The organism is Nocardioides sp. PD653-B2 (assembly GCF_002117935.1).
Lineage (GTDB): Bacteria > Actinomycetota > Actinomycetes > Propionibacteriales > Nocardioidaceae > Nocardioides.
Genome location: NZ_BDJE01000005.1, coordinates 13,171 through 39,334 on the forward strand (window position 1 = coordinate 13,171; position 26,164 = coordinate 39,334).

Below are 26,164 nucleotides of genomic sequence, written 5' to 3' on the forward strand. Positions count from 1 at the left end.
TTCGGCCTTCCCGGCAGACCAGGTCCTAGGGTCGCCCCATGGGCGAGCTCATCGCGTTTCCGGCACCTGACCGCACTCCCCCTCCCGGGCCGGAGCCGCTCTGGCGCGAGGCCGTCGGGCGCGAGCTGCGCGAGGAGCGCCGTACGGCGGGCCGCACCCTCGCCGACGTCGCGGGCGCCGCGGGCGTCTCCACGCAGTACCTCTCCGAGATCGAGCGCGGCCGCAAGGAGCCCAGCTCCGAGGTGCTCGGCGCCGTGGCCGGTGCGCTCGGGCTGCGGCTGGTCGACCTGACCTCGCGGGTCACCCGCTCGATCGGCCAGATCTCCGGGCCGGTCTGCCTGGCGGCCTAGTAGCCCGGGAACACCTTCCGCAGGTCGTCCAGCGACACGTTGCCGGTGACCTGGACGCCCTCGGGGGTGAACTCCGGCTTGAGCCGTCCGGTGAGCAGCCGGGCAGCCGCCTCGGCCGGACCCTCGAACGTGGCCGTGGGGTCGCTCAGGTCGGTGACCACCGAGACCGCCTCGGTGACCACGATGCCGCCGCCGGGGACCGCGACCCGGGCCTCCTCGGAGAGCTGGTCGGGCTTGGCCGCGAAGCCGAGCAGGAAGCCGAGCGGCCCGGCGTACAGCTCGAGCAGGAGCTCGGCGGAGTCCGGGTCGAGCCCGGCCTGCGGGTCGAGCCCGACGCGCACGTCCCACGCGTGGGCGGCGACCTCGTTGAGCCGCATGCCGAGCGCGACCACGAGCGGGACCGGCTCCGGCAGGAAGCCCATGTCGATCCGCAGGTCCGCGCGCTGCTCGGCCGTGAGTCCCTCGAGCAGCTCGACCAGGCGAGTGTCGTGCTCGATGAAGCCGGCCGCCTGCTCGACGGGGCTGGAGGCATCCCAGCGGGCCCACACGGCCTGGTTGTCCTCGACCTCGACCGGGAGCCCGGCCGCGGTGGCGATCGGCTTGATCGTGATCTCGGCGCCACTGCCGAGGTGCGAGAGCGCCTGGGCGACGGTCCACTCGGACGCGCCGCTCGGGCCTGTGAGCGCTGCGTCGGGCACCCCCGGGACGAGGGTGGCGAGCGTGTCGTGGTTGGCGCGCAGGGCCGCGATGGTGCGGTCGACGAGTTCGGTCATGCCGGGCCAACCACCCGGGCGCCTGCTTTCTTCCGGCTGTCGAGCACCGTGTCGACGACGCCGTACGCCACCGCCTCGGTCGCCGAGAGCACCAGGTCGCGCTCGGTGTCCTCCCGGATCTCCTGCGGGCGGATCTGCTCTCAGCGGAGGACGGCGAGCTCCTCGGGCGTGAGACCGATCCGGTCGGAGGCGAGGGCGGACTCGAGCTGCTCGACCGAGCTCACCCCGACGATCGGCTTCCAGCCCTTCGCCACCAGCCACGCGAGCACCACCTGCGAGGCAGGCACCCTGCGGTCCCGGGCCAGGATGTGGAGTGCCGCCAGTCGGCTCGTCGTCCCCGGGTGGTCGTAGGCCTCCGGGAACGGCCGGTCGGCGCGGTCGTAGCTGCCCTGCACGAGGGGGCTGTAGACCCAGAGGTCGATCTCCGGGTGCGCCTGGAGGTAGTCGACCGTCTCGTCGGTCACGAACCCGAACCGGTGGTCCTTGCCGGGCACGTGCGCGCCCGGGCGCGGCTCGACGTACGACGTGGTGAGCTGGAGCGCGGTGTACGGCTCCACGCCGAGGCGCGCCGCGATCGACCGGGCCTGCTCCACCCGCCAGGTCGGGTGGTTGGACACGCCGAGCCGGCGTACGGCGCCGTCGCGGACCAACGCTCCGAACGCCGCCACCGTCTCCTCGAGGTCGGTCGAGCGGTCCTCCCGGTGCGCCCAGTAGAGGTCGATCGCGTCCACGCCGAGGCGCTCACGACTGCGCCCCGCCTCGCGCTCGATCACCCGCGCCGACAGCCCCTCGGGACCGCCGTCGTCGGTCGGCTCGACGCCCACCTTCGTCGCGATCACGAGCTCGGGGCGCAGCCCCGGGTTGGCCGCGAGCCAGCGGCCCAGGACCGCCTCGCTCTGGCCGCCGTGGCCGGTGGGCGAGGACCAGAACGAGTAGCAGTTGGCGGTGTCGAGCACCCGGCCACCCGCCTGCACGAAGCGGTCGAGCAGGGCGAAGGACGTGGCTTCGTCGGTGCGGGTGCCGAAGTACATGGTGCCGAGCACGAGGTCCATTCGGACGAGCCTAGAAGGTCCGCGTAGGGTCCGGTCTCATGATCGAGCTCCGCACCCCCGCCCAGATCGAGCAGATGCGTCCCGCCGGCCGGTTCGTCGCCGACGTGATCACCGCGCTCTCCCGGGCCGCCGACGTCGGCGTCAACCTCCTCGAGCTCGACGAGATCGCGCACCGGATGATCACGGAGCGCGGCGCGGAGTCCTGCTACATCGACTACCACCCGTCGTTCGGCGCCTCGCCGTTCGGCAAGGTGCTCTGCACGTCGGTCAACGACGCGGTGCTGCACGGTCTCCCCCACGACTACGTCCTCCAGGACGGCGACCTGCTCAGCGTCGACTTCGCCGCGAGCGTCGACGGCTGGGTGTCGGACTCCGCGCTCAGCGTCGTCGTCGGCACGCCGCGCACCGAGGACCTCGAGCTGATCGAGGTCACCGGGCGCGCCCTCGAGGCCGGCATCGAGGCGGCCCGGCCCGGCAACCGCCTCGGTGACATCTCGGCGGCGATCGGCGGCGTGGCACGTGCGGCCGGCCTCGGCGTGAACCTCCAGTTCGGTGGCCACGGCGTCGGGCGGACCATGCACGGTGACCCGCACGTGCCCAACGACGGCCGCCCGGGTCGCGGCCTGAAGCTCAAGCCCGGCCTCGTGATCGCGATCGAGCCGTGGTTCCTCCACACGACCGACGAGATCTACACCGACCAGGACGGCTGGACCCTGCGCAGCAAGGACGGCTCGCGCGGCGCGCACATGGAGCACACCGTCGCGATCACGGCAGACGGCCCGCTCGTGTTGACCGAGCGGGCCGCCTGATCACGCGTACCTGACCTGCAGCGCCTTGAGGCCGTTGATCCAGGAGTGCCGCAGCCGCACCGGCTCGGCGAGCTTGGAGATGTCGGGTGCGTGGTCGGCCAGGGCGTCGAAGATCACCCGGATCTCCTGCCTGGCCAGGTTGGCGCCCAGGCAGTAGTGAGCGCCGTTGCCACCGAACCCGAGCTGCGGGTTGGGGTCGCGCCGGATGTCGAAGGTGAACGGGTCCTCGAAGACCTCGTCGTCGAAGTTGGCGCTGGCGTAGAAGAGCGCGGCCCGCTCGCCCTTCTTGAAGGTGTGGCCGCTGACCTCGACGTCGCGGAGGGCGGTGCGCTGGAAGACCGTCACCGGCGTGCCCCACCGGACGACCTCGTCGACCATCGTCGCCGGGCGGTCGCGCTTCCAGATCTCCCACTGCTCGGGGTTGTCGAGGAAGGCGTTCATGCCGTGTGAGATCGCGTTGCGGGTGGTCTCGTTGCCGGCGACCGCCAGCAGGATGACGAAGTACCCGAACTCGTCGTCGTTGAGGCCGCGCTCGCCCTTGTGGGCCTGGATCAGCTTGGTGATGAGGTCGTCGCGCGGGTTGGCCTGCCGGTCGGCGGCCAGCATCATCGCGTAGCCGAGGATCTCGGCCGCGGCGACCTCGTTGTTGCCCGCGTAGTCGGGGTCCTCGCCGGCGAGCATCTGGTTGGACCACTCGAAGAGCTTGTGCCGGTCCTCCTGCGGTACGCCGATCAGGTCGGCGATGGCCTGCAGCGGGAGCTCGGCGGCGATCTCCTCCACGAAGTTGCCCGTGCCTCGCGACACCGCCTCCTTCACGATGGTGTTCGCGCGCTGGACCATCGTCTCCTCGAGCTCGGCGATCGAGCGCGGCGTGAAACCGCGGGAGATGATCGCGCGGGTCTGGGTGTGCTCGGGCGGGTCCTGGTTGATCAGGATCACTCGCTGGAGCTCGATCTGGTCGCGGGCCATCTCGCCGGGGAAGCGGATGATCGCGCCGTTCTCGGCGGTCGACCAGTCCTTGCTGTTCCTCGAGATCGCCGAGACGTCCTCGTGTCGGGTGACCGCCCAGTAGCCGGTGCCGGACTCCGCGGCGAAGCCGCTGCGCTGCTCCCACGGCTGCTCGACCCACACGATCGGGCTGTTCTTGCGTGCGGCGCGGAACTGGTCGTGCGGGATGGCCTTCTCGTTCACGTCCGGGTCGGTGAAGTCATAACCCGCGGGCAGGACGTCGGTTGCGGTCACAGGAGCTCCTCGTCGATGTGGAACACGTTCTAGTGGCACAGGTTACATACCGAAGGTAGGTGAGGGAAGATTGTCAGGGACAAGAACGTGTTCTAGTTTTCTCCCATGGGCAACCCCGTGATCGTCTACGCCGTCCGCACCCCCCTCGGCAAGCGGAAGGGCTGGCTGGCCGGCGTGCACCCCGCCGTCCTCATCGGCCACGCGATGAGCGAGGTCCTCGCGCGCTCCGGCCTGGACTCCCAGCTCGTCGAGCAGGTCGTTGCCGGCTGCGTCACCCAGGCCGGCGAGCAGTCCAACGGCATGGTCCGGCGCGCCTGGCTGCACGCGGGCCTGGCCCAGCACACCGGCGGCACCATGGTCGACGCGCAGTGCGGCTCGGGCCAGCAGGCCGCGCACCTGATCAACGACATGATCGCCGCCGGCACGATCGAGATCGGGATCGCGGCGGGTGTCGAGGCGATGTCGCGCATCCCGCTCGGCGGCAACGTCCCGCCCGGGCTCGGCGACCCGCGGCCGGACGACTGGACCATCGACATGCCCAATCAGTTCGAGGCGGCCGACCGGATCGCCCACAACCGCGGGATCAGCCGCGCCGACCTCGACGCCTTCGGGCTGGCCTCGCAGCAGAAGGCCCGCATCGCCGTCGACGAGGGCCGGTTCAAGCGCGAGATCGCCGCCGTCGAGGCGCCGGTGCTCGACGAGGAGGGCACGCCCACCGGCGAGACCCGCCTGGTCGACGCCGACCAAGGGCTGCGCGACACGACCCTGGAGGGCCTCTCCGGCCTGCGCACCGTCCTGCCGGACGGCCTGCACACGGCCGGCACGTCGTCGCAGATCTCCGACGGCGCGTCCGCGGTCCTGATCATGGACGAGGACAAGGCCCGTGCCCTCGGCCTGAAGCCGCGGGCGCGCATCGTCACGCACTGCCTGGTCGGCAGCGACCCGTACTACCACCTCGACGGCCCGATCGCCGCGACCCAGCGGGTCCTCGACCGGACCGGCCGGTCGATCTCCGACTTCGATCTCTTCGAGGTCAACGAGGCGTTCGCGTCCGTCGTCTTGTCGTGGGCCGGCCAGCACCACGTCGACATGGACAAGGTCAACGTCAACGGTGGCGCCATCGCCCTGGGCCACCCGGTCGGCTCCACCGGCACCCGTCTGATCACGACCGCCCTGCACGAGCTCGAGCGTCGCGACCAGTCGAGCGCTCTCATCTCGATGTGCGCGGGAGGCGCGATGGCGACGGGCACGGTGCTCGAGCGGATCTGACTACGCCCCGTACACCGGCTCCGGCGCGGGCGCAGCGGCGATCAGGGCGCGCAGCGCCGGCCCGACGGCCACGGCGTCCCAGCGGGTGCCGCGGTCGTGGGACGGACCGTGCGACCAGGCGTTCTCGACGGTGAGAGTGCCGCCGTCGATCTCGATCACCCGGCCGGTGACGTCGGCGGCCTCCTCGGAGGCGAGCCAGGCGACGATGGGCGAGTTGTCCTCGGGGAGTGCCATGGCGGAGGTGTCGAAGGCGCCCTCGGTCATCCGGGTCCGGGCGACCGGCGCAATCGCGTTGACGGTCACGCCGTAGCGGCCCAGCTCCTGCGCGGCGACCAGGGTGAGCCCGGCGATGCCGGCCTTGGCGGCGGAGTACGTCGCCTGGCCGACCGAGCCCTGCAGGCCGGCGCCGGACGACGTGTTGATGACCCGGCCCGCCCGCTGGCGACCCTCCTTGGCCTCGGCGCGCCAGTAGGCGCCGGCGTGGCGCAGGGGCGCGAAGTGACCCTTGAGGTGGACCCGGATGACGGCGTCCCAGTCCTCCTCGGAGGTGTTGACGAGCATCCGGTCGCGGACGAAGCCGGCGTTGTTGACCAGGATGTCGAGCCCGCCGAAGGTGTCGATCGCCTGCTGCACCATCGCGGCCGCCTGCTCGAAGTCGGCGACGTCGGCGCCGTTCACCACCGCCCGTCCGCCGGCGGCCTCGATCTCGGCGACCACCGACTCGGCGGGGGACTCCCCCGTGCCCTCACCCGAGAGCGAGACGCCGAAGTCGTTGACGACCACCGCGGCACCGTGCGAGGCGAGCTCGAGCGCGTGTGCCCGCCCGATGCCCCGGCCCGCGCCGGTGACGATCGCGACGCGACCGTCGAGAAGCTTGCTCATCGGAGTCCTCTCTGGACCAACAGGAAGGCGGGGATCTCTCCCCCGCCGTGACAGGCCACGGTCGCGCCCGAGACGTACGACGCCAGGCCGCTCGCGAGGAACGCCGCGACGTTGCCTACCTCCTCGGGTCGCGCCATCCGGCCGGCCGGGATCGTGCGCTCGATCGCCGCGACCGTCGCGTCGTCGCCGTAGTGGTCGTCGGTCTGCTCCGTGCGGCACAGGCCGACGTCGATCGCGTTCACCCGGACCTTCGGTGCCCACTCCATCGCGAGGGACGTGGTCAGGGAGTCGAGCCCGGCCTTGGCCGCGCCGTACGCCGCGATGGTCGGCGCCGGTCGCCCGGCCGAGATCGAGGAGATGTTGACGATGGCGCCGCCGGAGTCCTGTCGCTGCATCACCGCGTTGGCGGCCTGGGCGCAGACCAGGGGCGCCAGCAGGTTGAGGCCGACGATCGTGTCGTGGAAGCGCGGGGAGGCGGTCGCCGCGTCGGCCGCGGGCGCTCCCCCGGCGTTGTTGACCAGGATGTCGAGCCGGTCCAGCGAGCCGACCAGGTCGTGCACGGCGTCGGGGTCACGAACGTCGCAGACCCGGTGGGTCGTGCCCGGGACGGGCTCGACCTCGGACCGCGAGCAGGTCACCACGGTGGCGCCCGCGGAGAGCAGGGCCCGGGTGATCCCGAGCCCGATCCCCCGCGTCCCACCCGTGACGAGCGCAACCCGTCCGGAGAGGTCCACCGACAGCACCATGCTGGTAGCCTACCAAGCACTTGCTTGGTAGAGGAGACCACGTGCCGATCACATCCGAACTCCGCCCGGACGGGATCCGGGTCGTGACGATGAACGCCCCGCCCGTCAACGCCCTGACCGTCCAGGGCTGGTACGACGTGGCCGCCGCGATGGACGAGGCCGCGTCCGACGTCGACACCAAGGTGGTCGTGCTCCGGGCCGAGGGCCGCGGCTTCAACGCGGGCGTCGACATCAAGGAGATGCAGAGCACCACCGGGTTCGACGCCCTGATCGGCGCCAACAAGGGCTGCTTCGCGGCGTTCAAGGCCGTCTACGAGTGCGCCGTGCCGGTGGTCGCCGCGGTCCACGGCTTCTGCCTCGGTGGCGGGGTCGGCCTGGTCGGCAACGCGGACTGCATCGTGGCCAGCGACGACGCCTACTTCGGCGTCCCCGAGGTCAAGCAGGGTGCGCTCGGCGCGGCGACCCACCTGGCCCGGCTGGTGCCGCAGCACATGATGCGCACCCTCTACTTCACCGCGCGCACCATCAAGGCGGCCGACCTCGTGCAGTTCGGCAGCGTGCTCGAGGTGGTCCCCCGCGACCGGCTCGACGACGCCGCGCTGACGGTCGCCGGCGAGATCGCCGCCCACGACACCCGGGTGATCCGGGCGGCCAAGGAGTGCCTCAACGGCATCGACCCGGTCGACGTCAACAAGAGCTACCGGTTCGAGCAGGGCTTCACGATGGAGCTCAACCTCGCCGGTGTCAGCGACGAGCTGCGCGACGAGTTCGCGGGAACGGACAAGGCAGCAACGACGAAGGTGGGGAAGTGAGCAAGGGACCCCGCGACAAGCAGATGACGATCGACGAGGTCGTCGGCGAGCTGGAGGACGGCATGACCATCGGCATCGGCGGCTGGGGCCCGCGGCGCAAGCCGATGGCCCTGGTGCGCGCGATCCTGCGCTCCGACCTCACCGACCTCACCCTGGTCAGCTGGGGCGGCGCCGACGTGGGCCTGCTGGTCCGGGCCGGCAAGGTGCGCAAGCTCGTCTACGCGTTCGTCTCGCTGGACACCGTGCCGCTGGAGCCCAACTTCCAGAAGGCCCGCCAGGAGGGCACCATCCCCGAGGTCGTCGAGCTCGACGAGGGCATGTTCCAGACCGGCCTGCGCGCCGCCGCGCAGCGGCTGCCGTTCCTGCCCATGCGCGCCGGCCTGGGCTCCGACGTGCTGGTCAACAACCCGTGGATCGAGACCGTCACCAGCCCGTACGACGACCGGGAGGAGCTCGTCGCCGTCCCCGCGCTGCACCTCGACGTCGCCCTGGTCCACCTCAACCGCGCCGACCGGCACGGCAACGCGACCTACCTCGGCCCCGACCCCTACTTCGACGACCTCTTCGCGATGGCTGCCGACCGCTGCTACGTCAGCGTCGAGCAGGTGGTCGACACGGCCGGCCTCACCGTCGACACCCCGGTCCAACGCCTGCTGCTGAGCCGGATGATGGTCAGCGGCGTCGTCGAGACGCCGAACGGCGCGCACTTCACCACCTGCACCCCCGACTACGAGCGCGACGAGAAGTTCCAGCGCGCGTACGCCGCCGCCGCGGGTGGCAGCGACGAGGACTGGGCAGCGTTCGAGGGACGCTTCCTGTCCGGCGACGAGGCCGCCTACCAGGCCGCGGTCGCGGCGTTCGGAGAGGAGCAGGCATGAGCGACGCCACCAGGGCCGACGTCTGCGCCGCGGCGATCGCGGACGCGTTCGCGGACGACGGCGAGGTCTTCGCCAGCCCGATGGGCCTGCTGCCGATGCTCGGCGTCCGGCTCGCGAAGCTGACCAGCAACCCGGACCTGGTGATCTCCGACGGTGAGTCCCTCTTCCTCGCCGGGGTGCCGCCGCTGTTCGCCCAGGCCGACGTGGTCGAGGGCTGGATCCCGTTCCGCAAGGTCTTCGACGTGGTGGCCTACGGCAAGCGGCACGTGATGATGGGCGCCACCCAGGTCGACCGGCACGGCAACCAGAACATCTCCGCCATCGGCGACTTCGCGCAGCCGAAGCGACAGCTGCTCGGCTCCCGCGGGGCCCCGGGCAACACGGTCAACAACCGCACGTCCTACTGGGTGCCGAAGCACTCCGCGCGGGTCTTCGTCGAACGCGTCGACATCGTCTCCGGCGTCGGGCCGAAGCTCGCCAAGAAGGCCGGCCCGGCCGCGGCCCGCTTCAACGACATCCACCGTGTCGTCAGCAACCTGGGCGTCTTCGACGTCAAGGGCGCCGACGACACGCTCCGCCTGCTGAGCGTCCACCCGGGGGTGACCGTCGACGACGTGCGTGAGGCCACCGGCTTCGACCTGGAGGTCGGCGCCGACGTGCCCACCACGCGCGCGCCGACGCTCGAGGAGCTGGTTGTCATCCGCGAGGTGCTGGACCCGCAGGGTCTGCGCTTCAAGGAGGTGCCGGACGCATCATGATCGACCAGCTGCTGAAGACCCCGTTCACGGAGCTCACCGGCGTCCGGCACCCGGTCGTGCAGACCGGCATGGGCTGGGTGTCCGGCCCGCGCCTGGTGAGCGGGACGGCGAACGCCGGCGGCCTCGGCATCCTGGCCAGCGCGACCATGACCTTCGAGGAGCTCGAGAAGGCGATCGTCGAGGTCAAGAGCCGCACCGACCAGCCGTTCGGCGTCAACCTGCGGGCCGACGCGGCCGACGCGCCCGCGCGCTGCGACCTGCTGATCGAGCACGGCGTGAAGGTCGCGTCCTTCGCGCTCGCGCCGAAGCAGGACCAGATCACGAAGCTCAAGGAGCACGGGATCGTGGTGATGCCGTCGATCGGCGCCGCCAAGCACGCGGTCAAGGTCGCGTCGTGGGGCGCCGACGCCGTGATGATCCAGGGCGGAGAGGGCGGTGGCCACACCGGGCCGGTGCCGACGACGCTGCTGCTCCCGACGGTGCTGGACGCCGTCGACATCCCGGTGATCGCGGCCGGAGGCTTCTTCGACGGGCGCGGCCTCGCGGCCGCGCTGTCGTACGGCGCCGCCGGCATCGGCATGGGCACCCGCTTCCTGCTCACCAGGGACAGCGCCGTGCCGGACGCCGTCAAGCAGCTCTACCTCGAGCGCGACCTGACCGGCACGGTCGTGACCGCCAAGGTCGACGGGATGCCGCACCGGATGCTGCGCACCGAGCTCGTCGAGGAGCTCGAGGAGACCAGCGCGATCAGGCGGCTCGGCCCCACGATGAGGCGCACCCTCGAGTTCAAGAGGATCAGCGGCATGAGCTGGGTCGGGCTGGCCAAGGACGGCCGCGAGATGCGCAAGGCCCAGGGCCGCACGCTCGCCCAGATGGCGCTGGCCGCCAACACCCCGATGATGCTCAAGTCCGGCCTCGTCGACGGCGACACCGGCGCGGGCGTGCTCGCCAGCGGCCAGGTCGTCGGGGTCATCGACGACCTGCCGACCTGCGAGGAGCTGATCGACCGGATCGTGGTCCGCGCAGTCGACGAGCTGAGGCGGTCCTCGGCGTACGTCGTCTGAGGTCACGCCCCGGGGACGTGTCCCCGCGGCGGCGCCCACTCGCCGGTGGCGCGCAGGTGCTCGTAGATCTCGTGCTCGGGCCGGTAGAACTCGTCCAGCCTCGCGCGCATGGTCGAGCTGAGCTGCGGCGGTGGCCGGACGCTGGAACGGTTGTCGGTGTGCACGTCGATCCCGCCGCCGACCTTCAGCCCGATCCACTGCTGCCAGACCTCGGGCCGCTCGAGCGCGAAGAGCCGGTCGACGCCGATGTCGAGCCGGTCGCTGAGCGAGACGAACTTCGCCGGGCGACCCTTGAGCGTGCCGGGGCGCGGGTCGTTGTCGACATAGCGACCGACGAACTCCTCGAAGCTCTGCTCGCCGGTGAACTTCGCCGGGTCCTCCTGGGCGAGCGCCGGGCGCTGGCGGTAGCGCCACCACGACTCCAGCCAGGAGACCGGCTCACGGAACAGCGAGACCAGCTCGTAGTCGTCGCGCTCGTAGCCGCCGTTGCGGAGGACCGGGACCATCAGGCTGTGGAAGGACCGGCAGTTCATGTGCTTGAGGCGCGGGTTGACCCGCAGCACCAGCTCGGCGTGGCCCGAGAGCGAGCGCACCAGGGACGTCGAGGCGCATTTGGGCATCGACAGCAGCACGAAGCCGTGGGCGGGCAGCCCGATCATCAGCACCCCTGGTGGTCGACCCGACGGACCCGCGCAGCCTAACGGACCGTGCCCGCGCCGACCGTGGCCCGCTCCGACGTGGCCTAGTGTTCGGCCGGTGAACGCACTGGGACGCCAGACGCTGCTGTGGATGATCCCGATCAACCTGCTCCTGGTGGTGTGGGTGTGGATCGGGCGGATCGTGTTCGGCGTCGGGGGCTGGTTCATCCTGATCCTCCTCGTCTCCGCCGTCCCGGTGCTGCTGGTCGCGTTCCTCGTGACGACCCTGCTCGCCTACACCCAGCACGGCCGGCCGAGGTCGCTCACCCGCTTCCAGGCGGCCGCGCAGCTCGCGACCTGGCTCGCCCTGTTCGTGTTCGGCGCCTTCATGCCCGACTTCGGCGACACCGAGGACAGCCAGCTGTCGCTGCTCACCCAGGTCTTCGGCTACTCCGACTCCCTCTTCGACCTGAGCTTCACGATCGCGCTGGTCGCGGGCGGCGCGGCCGTGGTCGCGTACGGCGTGCTGCTCGGCTCCCTGGTGGTCGGACGTCGCGACGCACGAGCGACAATGGAGACGTGACCGACCAGCCGACTGACCCAGGACCGAAGAAGCGCCCGCGGCACCTCATGGACCCGTCGAACCCTCGACGCGAGGTCAAGTCCGCCGCATCCGGCTCCATGCACCTCGAACCCGTGCAGAAGTGGGTGCTCTCGATCCTGGCCGCCGTCACCATCGCGCACCTGGCGGCCGGCCTGGTGATCGCCGCGATCTACGTCGACCCCGACCGCACCGGCGCCCAGGTCGGCCTGAACGTCCTGGCCGGCGCGTTCGGCGTGATCGCGGTCGCGGTCTTCCGCGCCATCCACCAGATGAAGCCGCTCACGCCCTGGTTGCTGCTCGGCGTCACGCCCACCGTCGTCGGCCTCTGGCTCACCTTCCGCTGACCTCCGGACGCGCGAGAAGGCGGCCGGCGCCCCGAGGCACCGACCGCCCTCCCGGTCCAGGCGACGACGTCAGCTCAACGTGAGCGCCGTGTCGTCGATCACGAAGCTCGTCTGGAGCGAGCTGTCCTCGGTGCCGGCGAAGCTGATCGAGACCGTCTGGCCCGCCAGCGACGACACGTTGAACGACTTCAGGACGTAGCCGGAAGCCTTGTTGAGGTTGGAGTACGTCGCCAGCGTGGTCGACCCGGCCTTGACGGTGAGCTTGTCGTAGGCCGAGCTGGTGGTCGTCTCCGCGCTGTCGATGTGGAGGTAGAACGTCAGCGTCGCGGTGCAGCCCGCCGGGATGGCGACGGACTGGCTGAGCGAGTCGGAGTGCGTGGTGCCGTACCCGTTGAGCCAGGCCTTGTAGCTGCCGGCGTGCGCGGGCTGGGCCGAGTCGGTGGTGATGACGCCGCTCGACGCCGTCCAGGAGGCCGCGCCGGACTCGAAGCCCGGGTTGAGGATCTTCTGGCCGGAGCACGATCCCCCGCCGCCGGTGCCGGAGATCGTCCACGTGAAGGTGGCCGACCCGGTGGCGTTGGTGGTGTCCTTGGCGGTGACCGTGGAGCTGTAGGTGCCCGCCGTGGTCGGCGTGCCCGAGATCAGGCCGGACGACGCGTTGATCGACAGGCCGGCCGGGAGGCCGGTCGCCGAGTAGGTCAGGGTCTGGCCCGAGGCCGAGTCACTGGCCGAGATCTGCAGGCTCTTGGCCGTGCCGACGGTGCCGGTCTGGCTGCCGGGGTTGGTGACCGTGACGGTGTTGGTGCCGCCCGTGGTGCAGGTCGGGTCGGCGGTCTGCGCCGGGACGCTGACGGCGTTCCAGGCGGCCTTGACGGCGTTGAACTCCGTGCACGAGCCGGGGTAGAGGTTCTTGGCCGCGGTGAGCGTCCAGGTGCGGTACTTCAGGTACGACGACGTCGACGTCTTCATCAGCATCGCGTTGTACATGATCTTGATGGCCTTCTGGATGCCCACGCCCGACAGCGTGGTGCTGTTGCAGGTCGGGCTGGTCGGCTGGCCGTCGGTCGGGCTGGTGCCCTCGGCGAGCAGGTAGAACCAGTGGTTGCCCGGGCCGGCGGCCGCGTGCACCTCGTCGGTCGGCGTCGAGGACGAGTAGCAGTTGTCGTCACCGGCCAGCGAGGGGTTGTACATGTAGCGGATCGGACCGCTGCCGACCAGGTTGACCTGCTCGCCGACGGTGTAGTCCGGGGTGTCGACCGAGTTGTTCGCGTACCACTCGGTCGCGGCGCCGAACGTGTCGGCGACGAACTCCTGGGTGCCGTTGCCGGAGATGCCGCCCGGCGTGTGGTCGTCGACGCCGTGGCCGAACTCGTGGGCGACCACGTCGATCGAGCCGATCCACTTGCTGCCGGTCTGCGTGTGGCCGATCTGGACCTGGGTGCCGTCGTAGTAGGCGTTGACGTCCGCGAGGCCGACCCGGATCGGGACCCAGCCGCCGGAGCCGTCCATGCCGCTGCGGCCGAGCCAGCTCGACAGCATCTGGCGCTCCTGCTCGGCGGCGTAGAACGCGTCCACGCAGCCGGTCTCACGGTTGGTCGCGTTGCCGTCGCCCCACGTGTCGTCGGTGCCCGTGTAGGTCGCGTTGCCCGAGGCGTTCTGGCACACGAGGGTGGTGGCGTTCGAGTTCTTCATCGAGTACGTCGAGCCCGAGAGCGTGGTCGGGATGGAGACCGTCCCGGCCCAGGCGGAGTTGCCGGTGCCCTCCACGACGTGCTCCTGGGTGGAGATGACGCCGCCCTTGACGGCGTCGACCAGGACGGTCAGCCGGGAGGCCTCGCCGGCCCGCGTGCCGACCACGGTGGTCTGCCACGCGAGGCGCGAGCCCTGCTCCTGGAGGACGACGAGGCGGGTGGCGCCGTCGTACCGGCCGGCTCGAACCTGGCGCAGTGCGGTCGTGCGCGCCGCCTGCTCGGCGACGGCGGGCTTGACGGAGGTCAGGCTCACCGGGCTGCTCTGGGCGACCGTCGTGGTCAGCAACGCACCCCGGGAGTCGGTGACGACGACGAAGTCGCCGCCGACGACCGGCAGGCCGCGGTAGGTGCGCTCGTAGGGCACGTACTGCAGACCGCCCGACGAGACCACCCGCTGGGCCTGGAAGGAGTCGTGGCTGCTGGCCTGGAGCGAGCGAGGTGGGGTCGCGACGAGCTTGCTCGCCGTGTCCCGCGCCTGCGCCTTGGCCCCGTGGCCGTGGGTGTTGACGGACTTCACTGCCGGTGCATTGTGCGTGGCTGCGTCGGCGCCGTTCGGCACCGACACGACCGCCAACGCCGAGACGAGGGCTGCTGTGAAGCCCCCCGCGACGAGTCGTTTCACTGACACTCCTTGAGTTGCGGGCTCGTGGTTGAGCCCCCCGATGAGGTGGCCCAGAGTCGCGTAACCGCAGTGGTGTGCCGCCCGAGACAAGAACCTCGCGAACTGTCGCCCGCGGGAGAAGGTCGCGTCAATGAGGCAGAGATGCGCAAATGTGCAGTGCGACAACCTGCAAATGTGAAGAGTTTCCGTCAGGTGTCGGCGGTAACCGCAGGTGTTGCGCTCGCGGGGACGCCTACAGGCGCTCGATGATCGTGACGTTGGCCTGGCCGCCGCCCTCGCACATGGTCTGGAGGCCGTACCTGCCTCCGGTGCGCTCGAGCTCGTTGAGCAGCGTGGCCATCAGGCGGGTGCCGGTCGCGCCGATCGGGTGTCCGAGGGCGATGCCCCCGCCGTTGACGTTGACCTTGTCGTGCGGGGCGCCGGTCTCACTCATCCAGGCGAGCACGACGGACGCGAACGCCTCGTTGCACTCGAAGAGGTCGATGTCCTCGATCGCAAGGCCGGTCTTGTCGAGCGCGTGCTTCGTGGCCCGGATCGGGCCGGTCAGCATCCAGACCGGGTCGTCACCGCGGACCGACAGGTGGTGGATCCGCGCCCGCGGCGTGAGGCCGTGGTCCTGCACGGCCCGCTCGGAGGCGACCAGCACCGCCGACGACGCGTCACAGATCTGGGAGGCGACCGCTGCGGTGATCCGGCCACCGGGAGCGAGCGGCTCGAGGGCGGCCATTTTCTCCAGCGAGGTCTCGCGGGGGCACTGGTCGGTGTCGAAGCTCGATCCGTCGGCCAGGGTCAGCGGCTCGATCTCGCCCTTGAAGCGCCCCTCGGCGATCGCGGCCCGGGCCCGCTGGTGCGAGGCGAGCGCGAACGACTCCATCTCCTCGCGGCTGATGCCCCACTTCTCCGCGATCATCTCGGCCGAGCGGAACTGGCTGACCTCCTGGTCGCCGTACCGCGCGGCCCAGCCGGGCGACTCCGCGAACGGCGTGGTGAAGCCGTACTGCCGGCCGACCAGCATCGCCGCCGAGATCGGGATCGCGCTCATGTTCTGCACGCCGCCGGCGACCACGAGGTCCTGGGTGCCGGAGAGCACGCCCTGGGCGGCGAAGTGCACCGCCTGCTGGGACGACCCGCACTGACGGTCGATCGTCACCCCCGGCACGTGGTCGGGCAGCCCGGCCACCAGCCAGGCCGTGCGGGCGACGTCGCCCGCCTGCGAGCCGATCGTGTCGCAGCAGCCGAGGATCACGTCGTCGACCGCTCCCGGGTCGACCCCGGTACGCCGCATCAGCGCCGAGATGCTGTGCGCGGCCAGGTCGGCCGAGTGCACCCCCGCGAGCGCTCCCCCGCGCTTGCCGACCGGCGTGCGGACGGCATCGACGATGAAGGCCTCACTCATGATGATGAATCCCTTCCAGCAGGATGGAGAGGTACTGCTTCGCGATCTCGGTGTGGGAGCGCCGGCCGCCCGGGCGGTACCACGACACGGCCACCCAGACGGTGTCGCGGATGAAGCGGTAGGTGAGCTCGAGGTCGAGGTCGTCGCGCAGGACGCCGGCGTCGATGCCGTTCTGGAGCAGGGTCAGCCAGACCTGGCGGGACTGCCGGTTGCGCTCGCCGAGGTAGGCGAACCGGTCGAACGTCAGCAGGTACGCCGCCTCGTTCTGGAAGATCGCGACCTCGTCGCGGTGCTTGTCGATCGCCTCGAACGACACCACCACGGCCCGCTCGAGCTTGGCCAGCGGGTCGAGGTCGGCGGCCGCCAGGATCTCGTCGTACTGCCCGAAGAGCTCCTCCTGGAAGGTCTTCAGGATCTCGTCGACCATCGACTCCTTGGAGTCGAAGTGGTGGTAGAGGCTGCCCGACAAGATCCCCGAGGCGTCCGCGATGTCGCGGACGGTGGTGTTCTTGAAGCCCTTCTCGGCGAACAGCCCGGCCGCGATCCCGAGCAGCTCCTCCCGGCGCGTCGCGGAGGCTTGCGTCCCCTCAGGCATGCTGACTGCTCACCGACACGACCTCGCCGGTCAGGTAGGACGCGTAGTCGCTCGCCAGGAAGACCATCACGTTGGCGACCTCCCACGGCTCGGCCGCGCGGCCGAAGGCCTCGCGCTGCTTGAGCTCGTGGAGCAGCTCGTCGGAGGTGACCTTCGCGAGGAAGGGGTGCATCGCCAGGCTCGGCGAGACCGCGTTGACCCGGATGCCGTGCGGCGCCAGGTCGAGGGCGGAGCAGCGGGTCAGCGCCATCACGCCGGCCTTGGCCGCGGCGTAGTGGGCCTGGCCCTCCTGCGCGCGCCAGCCGATGACCGAGGCGTTGTTGACGATGACGCCCTTCTTGCCGGCCGCGACCATGCGCCGGCCGGCGGCGCGGACACAGCGGAAGGTGCCGGTCAGGGTGATGTCGAGGACCGTGAGCCACTGCTCGTCGGTCATCTCCAGGATGCTCGCCGTGCCACCCAGGCCGGCGTTGTTGATCATGATGTCGACACCGCCGAGCTCCTCCGCTGCGTCGAGCAGCGCGGCCACCTGCGACTCGTCGGTGACGTCACAGACGAGCTGGCGCACGCGTTCGGCGCCGTGCTCGGCGGCCAGCGCCTCCTCGGCCTCGGCCAGCCGGCGGGCGTGGGTGTCACTGAAGACGACCGCCTTCGCGCCCTCCTCGAGCGCCCGGCGCACGACGGCCGCACCGATGCCCGCACCGGCCGCGGCCGTCACGACGACGACCTTGCCGGCGAGCAGGTCGTGGCCCGCGACGTAGTCGGGGACCGGTTGCTCGGGTCTCGTGGCGGTCATCCGCGTGCCTCTCGGGGTAGGCCGAGCACCCGCTCGGCGAGGATGGTGCGCTGCACCTCGTCGCTGCCGCCGTAGATCGTGTCGGCGCGCGAGAAGAGGAAGAGCCGTTGCCACGGGTCGAGGTCGTACGCCGAGCCGGGGCGGGCGGTCAGCCCGGCGGGCCCGGCGACGTCCATGGCGACCTCGCCGAGGCGGCGGTGCCAGTTCGCCCAGACCAGCTTGAAGATCGAGGCCGCTCCCGCCTCGTCGGTCGAGAGGCCGCGCAGCGCCTGGAAGCGCATCACCTCGAGCTCGACCTTGAGACCGGCCAGCCGGTCGCGGAGCACGGCGTCGTCGATCGCGCCGTTCTCCGTGGCCAGTGCGACGACCCCGTCGAGCTCACGGGCGAAGCCGACGACCTGGCCGAGCACGGAGACGCCGCGCTCGAAGCCGAGCAGCGCCATCGCCACCGCCCAGCCCTGGCCGGGCTCGCCGACCACCAGGTCGGCGTCGGTGCGCGCGCCGGCGAAGAAGACCTCGTTGAACTCCGACCCGCCGGTCAGCTGCTCGATCGGCCGGACCTCGACGCCGTCCTGGTCGAGCGGCACCAGCAGGAAGGACAGACCGCGGTGGCGCTCCGAGCCGGGCTCGGAGCGGCAGAGGACGAAGGCCCACTGGCTGAAGTGCGCGTTGGACGTCCACACCTTCTGGCCGTCGATCACCCAGGACCGGTCGTCGGGCGGGCCGTCGAGGCGGGCCTTGGTCTGCACGTTGGCGAGGTCGGAGCCGGCACCGGGCTCGGAGTAGCCCTGCGCCCACAGCTCCTCGACCGCCACGATCCTGGGCAGGAAGCGCTGCTTCTGCTCATCGGTGCCGAAGGCCATCAGGGTCGGGCCGAGCAGCTCCTCACCGAGGTGGTTGACCCGCACCGGCGCGTTCGCCCGGGCGTACTCCTCGTGGAAGATCACCTGCTGGAAGAGGCTCAGCCCGCGGCCGCCGTACTCCTTCGGCCAGCCGACGCAGGTCCACCCGTGCTCGGCCATCAGCCTGTTCCAGGCCACCCGCTCGTCGTGGGCCTCGTGGTCGCGCCCGGCGCCGCCGAGACCGCGCAGCTCGGCCCACTCGCCGCTCAGGTGCTCCTCGAGCCAGCCCCGCACCTCGGCACGGAAGGCCTGGTCCTCGTCGGAGTAGGTCAGGTCCACAGGTGGTAGCCTACCAAGCAAATGCTTGGTACGGACACGCTGCCCGGTCTCCTCCGCGACGCCGCGGAGCGTTTCGGCGACCACCCGGCCTACGTCGAGGGTGGTCGCACCGTGTCGTACGCCGAGTTGCTGGAGCTCGTCGAGAAGACCAGCGAGCGCTACGTCGTCAACGGCGCCTGCTGCGGCGACCGCGTCGTCATCTGGGGCCCGAACAGCATCGACTGGGCCGTCGCCGCGCTGGCCGTCTCCTACGCGGGAGCGGTGCTGGTGCCGGTCAACTCGCGCTACGTCGGGGCCGAGGTCGCCGATGTCGTCGAGCGCACCGACGCGAAGATGGTCGTGGTGCACGACGGCTTCCTCGGCCGGGACCAGGTGCAGGAGTTGAGCAACGCCGGCGTTGATCCGACGCTCATCGTGACGATGGCCGACCTCATGGCGAGGGCGACGACGCCCATGCGGCACGGGAACCCCGGCCCCGACGACGTCGCCGACATCCTGTTCACGTCCGGCACGACCGGGCGCTCGAAGGGTGCGATGAGCGCGCACCGGCAGACGATCGGCGTGGCGCGGGCCTGGGCCGAGCTGGGCGGCGTCCGGGAGGACGACCGCTACCTGGTGGTCAACCCGTTCTTCCACTCCTTCGGCTACAAGGTCGGCATCGTCGTCGGCCTGCTGACCGGGGCCACGCTCTACCCGGTCGCGACCTTCGACCTCGACGAGACCATGCGGCTGATCGAGGCCGAGCAGATCACCGTGCTGCCCGGGGCTCCCACGATCTTCACCTCCCTGCTCAACGCGCCCGGCCGCGCCGACCGAGACCTCTCGTCGCTGCGCCTCGCGGTGACCGGCGCCGCCGTGGTGCCCGTCGTGCTGATCGAGCGGATGCGAGATGAGCTGGGCATCGACCAGGTCGTGACCGCCTTCGGGATGACGGAGGCGGTGGTGGTCACGATGTGCCGCGACGGGGACTCCGCCGAGACCGTCGCGACCACCTGTGGTCGGGCGATCCCGGGGATGGAGACCCGGATCGGCGAGAGCGGTGAGCTGCTCGTGCGCGGCGAGTACGTCATGCTCGGCTACCTCGACGACGCCGCGGCCACCGCCGAGGCGATCGACGCCGACGGCTGGCTGCACACCGGCGACGTCGGCACGCTCGACGCCGACGGCAACCTCGCGATCACCGACCGGCTCAAGGACATGTACATCTCGGGCGGGTTCAACGTGTATCCCGCCGAGGTCGAGCAGACCCTGGCCCGGATGGACGGCGTCGCCGACGTCGCGGTCGTCGGCGTCCCGGACGAGCGGATGGGCGAGGTCGGCAAGGCGTACGTCGTCGCCAGTAGTCGGCAAAGTGTCGCCCCCGACGACGTGATCGCCTTCGCCAAGGAGCGGCTCGCGAACTTCAAGGTGCCGCGGTACGTCGAGGTCGTCGACGGCCTCCCGCGCAACCTGTCCGGCAAGGTGCTGAAGAACCGGTTGAGGGACTCCTGATGGACCTGACCCTGAGCGAGTCCGAGCTCGCGTTCCGCGACGAGGTGCGCGCCTGGCTCGAGGCCAACGTGCCCTCCGCCCCGCTGCCCTCGATGGACACCGCAGACGGCTTCGCCGCCCACCAGGAGTGGGAGCGGCGGCTCTCCGACGCGCGCTGGTCGGTGGTGAGCTGGCCGCAGAGGTACCACGGCCGCGAGGCGTCGCTCGTCGAGTGGGTCGTCTTCGAGGAGGAGTACTACCGCGCCGGCGCACCGGGGCGGGTCTCCCAGAACGGCATCTTCCTGCTCGCGCCGATCATCTTCGACCACGGGACCCAGGAGCAGCAGGACCGGTTCCTGCCGACGATGGCCACCGGCGAGCGGATCTGGGCGCAGTGCTGGTCCGAGCCCGAGGCGGGCTCCGACCTGGCGTCGCTGCGCTCCACCGCGCACCGCGACGAGGAGCGCGGCGGCTGGGTGCTCAACGGCCAGAAGACCTGGTCGTCGCGGGCGTCGTTCGCGCACTGGGGCTTCGGGCTCTTCCGCTCCGACCCCGACGCCCAGCGCCACCACGGCCTCACGTACTTCCTGTTCCCGCTCGACGCCGACGGCGTGACCGTGCGCCCGATCGCGCAGCTGGACGGCGAGGCGGGGTTCGCCGAGATCTTCTTCGAGGACGTGTTCGTGCCGGACGCCGACGTCCTCGGCGCGCCGGGTGACGGCTGGCGGGTCGCGATGTCCACCGCCGGCAACGAGCGCGGCCTGTCGCTGCGCTCCCCCGGCCGCTTCTGCGCCGCCGCCGACCGGCTGGTCGACCTCTACCGCTCCGCCCCGGACGCGGCGTACGCCGACGGCGTGGTCGACGCGTGGATCAAGGCGCAGTCCTACCGCCTGTACACGTGGGGCACCGTCACCCGGCTCCGCGACGGTGCGCCCACTGGTGACGGAGTGGGTGCTGCCGGCTCGGTCAACAAGGTCTTCTGGTCCGAGCTCGACGTCGCCCTGCACGAGACCGCGCTCGACCTGCTCGGCCCCGAGGCGGAGGTCGGGTCGCGCTGGCTCGACGGCTACACCTTCGCGCTCTCCGGCCCGATCTACGCAGGCACCAACGAGATCCAGCGCAACATCGTCGCCGAGCGGATCCTCGGGCTGCCGAAGGAGCCGCGCCGATGAAGTTCGTCCTCGACGGCGACCAGCGCGACTTCGCGGCCGCGCTCGACTCGCTGCTGTCCTCCTCCGACACCGTCGCGGTCGCCCGCGCCTGGGCCGACGGCGACAGCGCGCCCGGGCTCGAGCTCTGGACCCGGCTGGCCGAGCTGGGCGTCACGTCGCTCGCGACCGAGGCCTCGCCGGTCGAGGTCGCCATCGCCTTCGAGGCGCTCGGCAAGCACGCGGTGCCCGGCCCGTGGGTCGAGTCCGCGGCCTACCTGCCGGTCGCCCTCGGCCACGAGGTCGACGGCGTCGCCACCCTGGCGCTGCCGCCGCACGTGCCGTACGCGCTCGACGCCGACGTCGCCGACCAGGTCTACGTCGGCAGCACGCCCGTGACCGCGGTCGGTGAGCTCCGGCACTCGGTCGACCGGACCCGGCGCCTCTTCGCGGTCATCGGCGAGGGTGAGACCGACCCGGCGGCCTTCGACCTGGCCGTGCTCGCGACGTCCGCGCAGCTGCTCGGCGCCGGCGAGCGGATCCTCGCCGACTCGGTGACCTACGCGAAGCAGCGCAAGCAGTTCGGCCGCGAGATCGGCTCCTACCAGGCGATCAAGCACGCGCTGGCCGATGTGCGCATCGCACTCGACTTCGCGCGGCCGCTGGTGTTCGGCGCCGCGCTCGGCGAGGTCGGCCCGTCGGCCGCCAAGGTCGCCTGCGCGGACGCGGCGTACCTCGCCTCCCGCACCGGCCTCCAGGTGCACGGCGCGATCGGCTACACGCAGGAGCTCGACCTGAGCCTGTGGATCACCAAGGTCCGTGCCCTCGTCACCGCCTGGGGCACTCCGGCGCACCACCGCTCGCGGGTGCTGGAGGGACTGCTCTGATGGAGTTCGCGCTCTCCGAGGAGCAGCAGGAGCTGGCCGCCACGGTCCGCTCCCTGCTGGCAAAGCGTGCCGACCCCCGCGTCGAGACGTACGACGAGTCCCTGTGGCAGACACTCTGCGAGCAGATCGGCGTCGCGGCGCTCGGGATCCCCGAGGACTACGACGGCGCCGGGTTCTCGCTCTTCGAGTCGATCATCGCGCTCGAGGAGGTCGGCCGGTCGCTGGCGCCCTGTCCCCTGCTCTCGTCGCTGGTCACGTCCGAGGCCCTGCTCGCCGGCGCCGACGAGGAGGCGAAGAAGCGACTGCTCCCCCGCATCGCCAGGGGTGCGGTCGCGGCGTTCGTCGACGGCGACGCTCCGGTGCTCGACGGTGACCTGGCTGCGATCGTCGTGGCCGCCTCGGCCGACGGCCTCGTCGAGGTGACGGACGCGGAGACGACGTGGACCCCGACGATGGACCAGACGATCCGGCTCGCGACCGTCGCGGGCGGCACCAGGACCGCGATCGGCGACGGTCCCGCCGCCCTCGCGCGGGCCCGCCTGGTCGGCGCGGTCGGCACGGCCGCGCTGGCCGTCGGCTGCGCCCACCGGGCCCTGGACATGACCGTGTCCTACACGAAGGAGCGCGTGCAGTTCGGCCGCCCGATCGGGTCGTTCCAGGCGCTCAAGCACCGGATGGCCGACATGCTGGTCGAGCTCGAGATGGCCCGCTCGGCGTCCTGGGCGGCGTCGTACGCCGTCTCCACGCGAGCCGACAACGCCGCGCAGCTCGCCCATGTCGCGAAGTCGTACTGCTCCGAGGCGCTCGCCCACATCGCCGGAGAGACCGTGCAGCTGCACGGCGGCATCGCGATCACCTGGGAGCACGACGCCCAGCTGGTCTTCAAGCGCGCCCACGCCCTGCGCCACCTGTACGGCGCCCCCCACGAGCACCGCGCACTCGTGGCACTCTGACTCCATGGCCAGCAACGAGCTCCCCCGCCCGCTCCGGGTCTTCGGCCCGTCGGACCTGGTCCCCGCCGATCCGTCGCCGGGGATGGACCGCGAGCGAGCCTTCGAGCTGCCGCTGCTGTGGGCCGGCCAGGTGGAGACCGCGCCGGGCGTCGTGTCCGGCTGGCACCACCACGACCGCAACGAGTCGAGCCTCTACGTCGTCCGGGGCGTGCTGCGCTTCGAGTTCGAGGGGTGCGAGGGCTACCTGGACGCGGTCGCGGGCGACTTCGTGCACGTGCCGTCGTACACCGTGCACCGCGAGAGCAACCCGACAGGTGAGCCGTCGCTGGCGGTGATCGCGCGGGTCGGTGGCGGCATCCCCACCGTCAACGTCGACCCTCCCGCGACCCGCTCGTAGCGGACCACACCCGTCCAGGGAAGGGCTGTGGACATCTCGTGGACGAGCCGTTACCGAACGCTCTGGACCGCGGTGACGAGGTTCGGCCGAAACCTCGCCCGTCACACCCGTCACTCCTACCGTGAAGCCATGACCACCTACGCCGTGAGCATCACCGACCTGGACGCCCCGGTCGCCGACGACTTCGAGGTCCGCCTGCCGCGCACCGTCGCGAACCCCCGCCGCACCACCTGGACCGGCTTCGCGAAGGACGACATCGACCGCCTGCCTGCCAGCTAACCCCGGCTCAGCGGGGGGCGGTGGTGCAGTACTTCCCCTGGAAGAACAGCAGCGGGTCGACGTCGCCCTCGTCGATGCCGAGGTCGACGACCCGCCCGATCACGACGTAGTGGTCGCCGGCCTCGTGGACCTGGTGGATCGTGCAGTCGACGTGCGCGAGCGACCCCTCGAGGATCGGTGAGCCCGTGGCCCGCGACGGGGTCCACTTCACGTCACCGAACTTGTCGACCCCCCGGCTGGCCATCGTGTTGGACAGCTCGGCCTGGTCGGCCGCGAGGAAGTTGACGCAGAACTTGCCGGACCGCTGGATCAGCGGCCACGAGCGGGAGCTCTTGGCCGGGATGAAGAGCACCAGCGGCGGGTCGAGCGAGACGCTCGAGAACGACTGACACGTCATGCCCACCGGCTCGTCGTTGCTCGTGGTGGTCACCACGGTCACGCCGGACGCGAAGCGGCCCAGCACGTCGCGGAACCTGCGCGCGGCGGCGACGTGCTCCGGGTCGTCGTGGACGGCGACGTCCTCGCCGGGCCGGAACTCGAAGTCGATGTCCTGGTCACCGAGCCAGGAGTTGATCAGCTCGGGGCTCGGCCAGGTCTCCCGCGCGTCGGGGCTCATGCCCTCCGGGATGTCACTGCCGGCCTCCGCGCTCATGCCGTGCAGTCTTCCACTGCCGCCCCAGCCACTACCGGCCGGCGCCGAAGTCGTGGCCCCAGTACGACACCGCGGTCGACTCGCGCGCGACCCACCGGCCGTCGTCGACGGTCAGCCCGTCGGTGCCGAACTCGATGTCGAAGCCGCCGGGCGACTTCACGTAGAACGAGATCATCTCGTCGTTCATGTGCCGGCCCAGCGTCGCCGACAGCGGCGCCCGGTGCTTGCGCACCCGCTCCAACGCCCGGCCGACGTGGTCGAGCTCGTCCACCTCGAGCATGATGTGGACGCACTTGGACGGGTTGGGCATCGGCAGGAACGCGAGCGAGTGGTGCCGCGGGTTGACGCCGAGGAAGCGCAGCCAGACCTTGGAGCCCGGCTCCTTGCCGACGAACTCCCCCGGCATGCTCATCGAGTCGCGCAGCCGGAAGCCGAGCACGTCGGTGTAGAAGCGCAGCGCCTCGACGTCGTCGAGGACCGGCAGCACGATGTGGCCCATGCCCTGGTCGCCGGTGACGAACGTGGCGGCGTACGGCGTGACGACCGGCCGCGACTCGTAGGTGATGCCGTGGAACAGCTCGAACACGTTGTCCCAGGGGTCGCTGAACCGGACCAGCTCCTGCACGCGACGCTCGGCGAGCTCCTCCGCGGTGCCCTCCTCGAAGACCACGCCGGCCTTCTGGAGGTGCTCACGCGCCTCCTGGAGGGCCCGGTGGTCGGCGAGCTCCCAGCCGACCGCCGAGAGCTGGTCGACGTCGGAGGGGAAGACCACGAGACGGGCGGAGACCTGGTCGATGCGCCAGTACTGGTTCTCGGGGTTCGGGCCGCGGCCCTCGGCCAGGCCCAGCACCTTGCCGGCGAACGTCTTCCACTGGTCCAGGTCGGTGCTCGCCACGCGGACGTAGCCCATGGACTTGATGTCGATCACGGCTTCGACCTCTCGACGTGGCGGGCCAGGAACGCGGTGGAGATCTCGGCGAACTCCACGGCCGCCTCGATCTGGGCCCAGTGCCCGCAGTTCGGGAAGACATGCAGCGACGCCTTCGGGATCAGCTTGAGGGCCACCATCGCGCCGTCGAGCGGGTTGACCCGGTCCTCGCGGCCCCAGGTGAGCAGCGTGTGCTTGCGCAGCCGGTGGGCCTCGCGCCAGAGCATGCCGTCCTCGGCGGTCTCGGGGTTCCAGAAGGACATCCCCATGGAGCGCATCGCCTCCTGGGCGCCGGGCGCGGTCGCGTCGGCGAACCGCTCCGCGACCAGTTCGTCGGTGACCAGCTGCTGGTTGACGACCATGGTCGAGATGAAGGCACGCAGCCGCTCGGGCGTCGGGTCGGCCCCGAAGTCCATCAGCCGCTGCACGCCCTCGGTCGGGTCGGCGTGGAAGAGGTTCAGCGACAGCCCGCCCGGCCCCATCAGGATCAGCCGGCCGACGCGGTCGGGGTGGGTCAGGGCGAGCCGCATCGCCGTGCCACCGCCGAGGCTGTTGCCGAGCAGGTGGATCCGCTCGATGTCGAGCTCGTCGAGGAGCTTGACGACGTAGTCGGCCGAGTGGCGGTAGTAGTTGCCGACGACCGGCGGCTTGTCGGACGCACCGAAGCCGGGCTGGTCGACGAGCAGGGTGCGGAACGTCCGGGCGAAGGTCGGCAGCGCCGTACCGAAGTTCGACCATGCCGAGGCGCCTGGGCCGCCGCCGTGCAGCATCACCAGCGGCAGGTCGCCGCCGACACCCGTGGGGGCGTCGGGGCCGGCCTCGTAGTAGTTCAGCGTGAGGTCGCCGGCCTTCGCGGACCTGCGCACGGACTCCTTGTCGAAGCTCATG

Annotated in this window: 30 protein-coding genes; 15 read left to right on the forward strand and 15 right to left on the reverse strand. The window is 71.1% G+C overall.

Annotated features, from left to right (window positions below; genetic code table 11):
* The first annotated feature begins 38 nt into the window (after positions 1-38).
* Complete coding sequence (locus PD653B2_RS02160; protein WP_085870682.1) at positions 39-350, forward strand: helix-turn-helix domain-containing protein; 312 nt, start codon at positions 39-41, stop codon at positions 348-350.
* Here the strand turns inward: PD653B2_RS02160 and PD653B2_RS02165 are convergent.
* The 3 genes from PD653B2_RS02165 to PD653B2_RS02175 are packed head-to-tail and all read right to left on the reverse strand — an operon-like array spanning position 347 to position 2,175.
* Entirely contained in the window at positions 347-1,123 is a 777-nt protein-coding gene (locus PD653B2_RS02165) for a maleylpyruvate isomerase family mycothiol-dependent enzyme (protein ID WP_085870683.1), read from the reverse strand. The genes PD653B2_RS02160 and PD653B2_RS02165 overlap by 4 nt on opposite strands.
* Complete coding sequence (locus PD653B2_RS25820) at positions 1,120-1,257, reverse strand: ATP-dependent Clp protease proteolytic subunit (RefSeq protein ID WP_085870684.1); 138 nt, start codon at positions 1,255-1,257, stop codon at positions 1,120-1,122. The genes PD653B2_RS02165 and PD653B2_RS25820 overlap by 4 nt, the downstream gene beginning before the upstream one ends.
* A 6-nt stretch (positions 1,258-1,263) precedes the next feature.
* Positions 1,264-2,175, reverse strand: a complete 912-nt coding sequence (locus PD653B2_RS02175) for an aldo/keto reductase (RefSeq protein WP_207559258.1) — start codon at positions 2,173-2,175, stop codon at positions 1,264-1,266.
* Positions 2,176-2,213: 38 nt separating this feature from the next.
* Between PD653B2_RS02175 and map the strand changes: the two genes are divergently transcribed.
* Positions 2,214-2,984, forward strand: a complete 771-nt coding sequence (map, locus tag PD653B2_RS02180; RefSeq protein WP_085870685.1) for a type I methionyl aminopeptidase — start codon at positions 2,214-2,216, stop codon at positions 2,982-2,984.
* Here map and PD653B2_RS02185 read toward each other — a convergent pair whose 3' ends face one another.
* On the reverse strand, positions 2,985-4,226 hold the full coding sequence (locus PD653B2_RS02185; RefSeq protein ID WP_085870686.1) for a cytochrome P450: 1,242 nt from the start codon (positions 4,224-4,226) through the stop codon (positions 2,985-2,987). It abuts the gene before it with no gap.
* Between the two features lie 105 nt (positions 4,227-4,331).
* Here PD653B2_RS02185 and PD653B2_RS02190 point away from each other — a divergent pair, with 105 nt between their 5' ends.
* Positions 4,332-5,495, forward strand: a complete 1,164-nt coding sequence (locus tag PD653B2_RS02190) for a steroid 3-ketoacyl-CoA thiolase (RefSeq protein ID WP_085870687.1) — start codon at positions 4,332-4,334, stop codon at positions 5,493-5,495.
* Here PD653B2_RS02190 and PD653B2_RS02195 read toward each other — a convergent pair whose 3' ends face one another.
* Together PD653B2_RS02195 and PD653B2_RS02200 are read right to left on the reverse strand one after the other, a co-directional pair.
* On the reverse strand, positions 5,496-6,377 hold the full coding sequence (locus PD653B2_RS02195) for an SDR family oxidoreductase (protein WP_085870688.1): 882 nt from the start codon (positions 6,375-6,377) through the stop codon (positions 5,496-5,498).
* Entirely contained in the window at positions 6,374-7,123 is a 750-nt protein-coding gene (locus PD653B2_RS02200) for an SDR family oxidoreductase (protein ID WP_085870689.1), read from the reverse strand. Before PD653B2_RS02200 ends, PD653B2_RS02195 begins: the two co-directional genes overlap by 4 nt.
* Positions 7,124-7,164: 41 nt before the next feature.
* On the opposite strand from PD653B2_RS02200, the gene PD653B2_RS02205 reads away from it, so the two are divergent.
* From PD653B2_RS02205 to PD653B2_RS02220, 4 genes are read left to right on the forward strand one after another with little or no spacing between them, the layout of a single operon-like run.
* Entirely contained in the window at positions 7,165-7,935 is a 771-nt protein-coding gene (locus PD653B2_RS02205) for an enoyl-CoA hydratase family protein (RefSeq protein WP_085870690.1), read from the forward strand.
* Positions 7,932-8,813: a CoA transferase subunit A gene (locus PD653B2_RS02210; protein ID WP_242665101.1), complete on the forward strand. Its 882-nt coding sequence runs from the start codon at positions 7,932-7,934 to the stop codon at positions 8,811-8,813. Before PD653B2_RS02205 ends, PD653B2_RS02210 begins: the two co-directional genes overlap by 4 nt.
* Positions 8,810-9,571, forward strand: a complete 762-nt coding sequence (locus tag PD653B2_RS02215; protein ID WP_085870691.1) for a CoA-transferase subunit beta — start codon at positions 8,810-8,812, stop codon at positions 9,569-9,571. The genes PD653B2_RS02210 and PD653B2_RS02215 overlap by 4 nt, the downstream gene beginning before the upstream one ends.
* Positions 9,568-10,635 (forward strand): NAD(P)H-dependent flavin oxidoreductase, encoded by a 1,068-nt coding sequence (locus tag PD653B2_RS02220; RefSeq protein ID WP_085870692.1) that lies wholly within the window; start codon positions 9,568-9,570, stop codon positions 10,633-10,635. The genes PD653B2_RS02215 and PD653B2_RS02220 overlap by 4 nt, the downstream gene beginning before the upstream one ends.
* Before the next feature lie 2 nt (positions 10,636-10,637).
* On the opposite strand, the gene PD653B2_RS02225 is transcribed toward PD653B2_RS02220, so the two are convergent.
* Entirely contained in the window at positions 10,638-11,294 is a 657-nt protein-coding gene (locus PD653B2_RS02225; protein WP_133058893.1) for a hypothetical protein, read from the reverse strand.
* Between the two features lie 97 nt (positions 11,295-11,391).
* On the opposite strand from PD653B2_RS02225, the gene PD653B2_RS02230 reads away from it, so the two are divergent.
* Positions 11,392-11,856 (forward strand): hypothetical protein, encoded by a 465-nt coding sequence (locus tag PD653B2_RS02230; RefSeq protein WP_085870694.1) that lies wholly within the window; start codon positions 11,392-11,394, stop codon positions 11,854-11,856.
* Positions 11,853-12,221, forward strand: coding sequence for a hypothetical protein (locus PD653B2_RS02235; protein ID WP_242665102.1), 369 nt, complete (start codon positions 11,853-11,855; stop codon positions 12,219-12,221). The genes PD653B2_RS02230 and PD653B2_RS02235 overlap by 4 nt, the downstream gene beginning before the upstream one ends.
* A gap of 69 nt (positions 12,222-12,290) precedes the next feature.
* On the opposite strand, the gene PD653B2_RS02240 is transcribed toward PD653B2_RS02235, so the two are convergent.
* The 5 genes from PD653B2_RS02240 to PD653B2_RS02260 form a co-directional block, all read right to left on the reverse strand.
* Positions 12,291-14,594: a M4 family metallopeptidase gene (locus tag PD653B2_RS02240; protein WP_242665103.1), complete on the reverse strand. Its 2,304-nt coding sequence runs from the start codon at positions 14,592-14,594 to the stop codon at positions 12,291-12,293.
* A gap of 232 nt (positions 14,595-14,826) precedes the next feature.
* Positions 14,827-15,990, reverse strand: coding sequence for an acetyl-CoA C-acetyltransferase (locus PD653B2_RS02245; RefSeq protein WP_085870696.1), 1,164 nt, complete (start codon positions 15,988-15,990; stop codon positions 14,827-14,829).
* A complete protein-coding gene (locus PD653B2_RS02250; RefSeq protein ID WP_085870697.1) occupies positions 15,983-16,585 on the reverse strand; it encodes a TetR/AcrR family transcriptional regulator in 603 nt (200 codons plus the stop codon). Before PD653B2_RS02250 ends, PD653B2_RS02245 begins: the two co-directional genes overlap by 8 nt.
* The gene (locus PD653B2_RS02255; protein ID WP_085870698.1) at positions 16,578-17,381 is read right to left on the reverse strand and encodes an SDR family oxidoreductase; all 804 of its coding nucleotides are present in this window, start codon (positions 17,379-17,381) and stop codon (positions 16,578-16,580) included. The genes PD653B2_RS02250 and PD653B2_RS02255 overlap by 8 nt, the downstream gene beginning before the upstream one ends.
* Positions 17,378-18,562, reverse strand: coding sequence for an acyl-CoA dehydrogenase family protein (locus PD653B2_RS02260; protein WP_085870699.1), 1,185 nt, complete (start codon positions 18,560-18,562; stop codon positions 17,378-17,380). Before PD653B2_RS02260 ends, PD653B2_RS02255 begins: the two co-directional genes overlap by 4 nt.
* A 21-nt stretch (positions 18,563-18,583) precedes the next feature.
* On the opposite strand from PD653B2_RS02260, the gene PD653B2_RS02265 reads away from it, so the two are divergent.
* The 6 genes from PD653B2_RS02265 to PD653B2_RS24705 all read left to right on the forward strand — a co-directional run bounded on the left by PD653B2_RS02265 (position 18,584) and on the right by PD653B2_RS24705 (position 23,696).
* Positions 18,584-20,053 (forward strand): FadD3 family acyl-CoA ligase, encoded by a 1,470-nt coding sequence (locus PD653B2_RS02265; protein WP_085870700.1) that lies wholly within the window; start codon positions 18,584-18,586, stop codon positions 20,051-20,053.
* Complete coding sequence (locus PD653B2_RS02270) at positions 20,053-21,204, forward strand: acyl-CoA dehydrogenase family protein (RefSeq protein WP_085870701.1); 1,152 nt, start codon at positions 20,053-20,055, stop codon at positions 21,202-21,204. Before PD653B2_RS02265 ends, PD653B2_RS02270 begins: the two co-directional genes overlap by 1 nt.
* Complete coding sequence (locus tag PD653B2_RS02275) at positions 21,201-22,067, forward strand: acyl-CoA dehydrogenase family protein (RefSeq protein ID WP_085870702.1); 867 nt, start codon at positions 21,201-21,203, stop codon at positions 22,065-22,067. Before PD653B2_RS02270 ends, PD653B2_RS02275 begins: the two co-directional genes overlap by 4 nt.
* Positions 22,067-23,020 (forward strand): acyl-CoA dehydrogenase family protein, encoded by a 954-nt coding sequence (locus tag PD653B2_RS02280; RefSeq protein ID WP_085870703.1) that lies wholly within the window; start codon positions 22,067-22,069, stop codon positions 23,018-23,020. Before PD653B2_RS02275 ends, PD653B2_RS02280 begins: the two co-directional genes overlap by 1 nt.
* 4 nt (positions 23,021-23,024) lie before the next feature.
* On the forward strand, positions 23,025-23,417 hold the full coding sequence (locus PD653B2_RS02285) for a cupin domain-containing protein (RefSeq protein WP_085870704.1): 393 nt from the start codon (positions 23,025-23,027) through the stop codon (positions 23,415-23,417).
* Positions 23,418-23,546: 129 nt separating this feature from the next.
* Positions 23,547-23,696, forward strand: coding sequence for a hypothetical protein (locus PD653B2_RS24705; RefSeq protein ID WP_165763301.1), 150 nt, complete (start codon positions 23,547-23,549; stop codon positions 23,694-23,696).
* Positions 23,697-23,703: 7 nt separating this feature from the next.
* On the opposite strand, the gene PD653B2_RS02290 is transcribed toward PD653B2_RS24705, so the two are convergent.
* The 3 genes from PD653B2_RS02290 to hsaD are packed head-to-tail and all read right to left on the reverse strand — an operon-like array spanning position 23,704 to position 26,163.
* Positions 23,704-24,348, reverse strand: a complete 645-nt coding sequence (locus PD653B2_RS02290) for a flavin reductase family protein (protein WP_242665104.1) — start codon at positions 24,346-24,348, stop codon at positions 23,704-23,706.
* Between the two features lie 31 nt (positions 24,349-24,379).
* On the reverse strand, positions 24,380-25,276 hold the full coding sequence (gene hsaC / locus PD653B2_RS02295) for an iron-dependent extradiol dioxygenase HsaC (RefSeq protein WP_278247419.1): 897 nt from the start codon (positions 25,274-25,276) through the stop codon (positions 24,380-24,382).
* A complete protein-coding gene (gene hsaD / locus PD653B2_RS02300) occupies positions 25,273-26,163 on the reverse strand; it encodes a 4,5:9,10-diseco-3-hydroxy-5,9,17-trioxoandrosta-1(10),2-diene-4-oate hydrolase (protein WP_085870705.1) in 891 nt (296 codons plus the stop codon). Before hsaD ends, hsaC begins: the two co-directional genes overlap by 4 nt.
* Position 26,164: the final 1 nt, after the last annotated feature.

Coding starts and splice junctions, on each gene's coding strand:
- PD653B2_RS02290 (WP_242665104.1), bottom strand. CDS start 24,348: ATGAGCGCGGAGGCCGGCAGTGACATCCCGGAGGGCATGAGCCCCGAC.
- PD653B2_RS02190 (WP_085870687.1), top strand. CDS start 4,332: ATGGGCAACCCCGTGATCGTCTACGCCGTCCGCACCCCCCTCGGCAAG.
- PD653B2_RS02250 (WP_085870697.1), bottom strand. CDS start 16,585: ATGCCTGAGGGGACGCAAGCCTCCGCGACGCGCCGGGAGGAGCTGCTC.
- PD653B2_RS02275 (WP_085870702.1), top strand. CDS start 21,201: ATGAAGTTCGTCCTCGACGGCGACCAGCGCGACTTCGCGGCCGCGCTC.
- PD653B2_RS02195 (WP_085870688.1), bottom strand. CDS start 6,377: ATGAGCAAGCTTCTCGACGGTCGCGTCGCGATCGTCACCGGCGCGGGC.
- PD653B2_RS02220 (WP_085870692.1), top strand. CDS start 9,568: ATGATCGACCAGCTGCTGAAGACCCCGTTCACGGAGCTCACCGGCGTC.
- map (WP_085870685.1), top strand. CDS start 2,214: ATGATCGAGCTCCGCACCCCCGCCCAGATCGAGCAGATGCGTCCCGCC.
- PD653B2_RS24705 (WP_165763301.1), top strand. CDS start 23,547: ATGACCACCTACGCCGTGAGCATCACCGACCTGGACGCCCCGGTCGCC.
- PD653B2_RS02280 (WP_085870703.1), top strand. CDS start 22,067: ATGGAGTTCGCGCTCTCCGAGGAGCAGCAGGAGCTGGCCGCCACGGTC.
- PD653B2_RS02265 (WP_085870700.1), top strand. CDS start 18,584: ATGCTTGGTACGGACACGCTGCCCGGTCTCCTCCGCGACGCCGCGGAG.
- PD653B2_RS02175 (WP_207559258.1), bottom strand. CDS start 2,175: ATGGACCTCGTGCTCGGCACCATGTACTTCGGCACCCGCACCGACGAA.
- PD653B2_RS02245 (WP_085870696.1), bottom strand. CDS start 15,990: ATGAGTGAGGCCTTCATCGTCGATGCCGTCCGCACGCCGGTCGGCAAG.
- PD653B2_RS02165 (WP_085870683.1), bottom strand. CDS start 1,123: ATGACCGAACTCGTCGACCGCACCATCGCGGCCCTGCGCGCCAACCAC.
- PD653B2_RS02225 (WP_133058893.1), bottom strand. CDS start 11,294: ATGATCGGGCTGCCCGCCCACGGCTTCGTGCTGCTGTCGATGCCCAAA.
- hsaD (WP_085870705.1), bottom strand. CDS start 26,163: ATGAGCTTCGACAAGGAGTCCGTGCGCAGGTCCGCGAAGGCCGGCGAC.
- PD653B2_RS02270 (WP_085870701.1), top strand. CDS start 20,053: ATGGACCTGACCCTGAGCGAGTCCGAGCTCGCGTTCCGCGACGAGGTG.
- PD653B2_RS02160 (WP_085870682.1), top strand. CDS start 39: ATGGGCGAGCTCATCGCGTTTCCGGCACCTGACCGCACTCCCCCTCCC.
- PD653B2_RS02215 (WP_085870691.1), top strand. CDS start 8,810: ATGAGCGACGCCACCAGGGCCGACGTCTGCGCCGCGGCGATCGCGGAC.
- PD653B2_RS02255 (WP_085870698.1), bottom strand. CDS start 17,381: ATGACCGCCACGAGACCCGAGCAACCGGTCCCCGACTACGTCGCGGGC.
- PD653B2_RS02200 (WP_085870689.1), bottom strand. CDS start 7,123: ATGGTGCTGTCGGTGGACCTCTCCGGACGGGTTGCGCTCGTCACGGGT.
- PD653B2_RS02285 (WP_085870704.1), top strand. CDS start 23,025: ATGGCCAGCAACGAGCTCCCCCGCCCGCTCCGGGTCTTCGGCCCGTCG.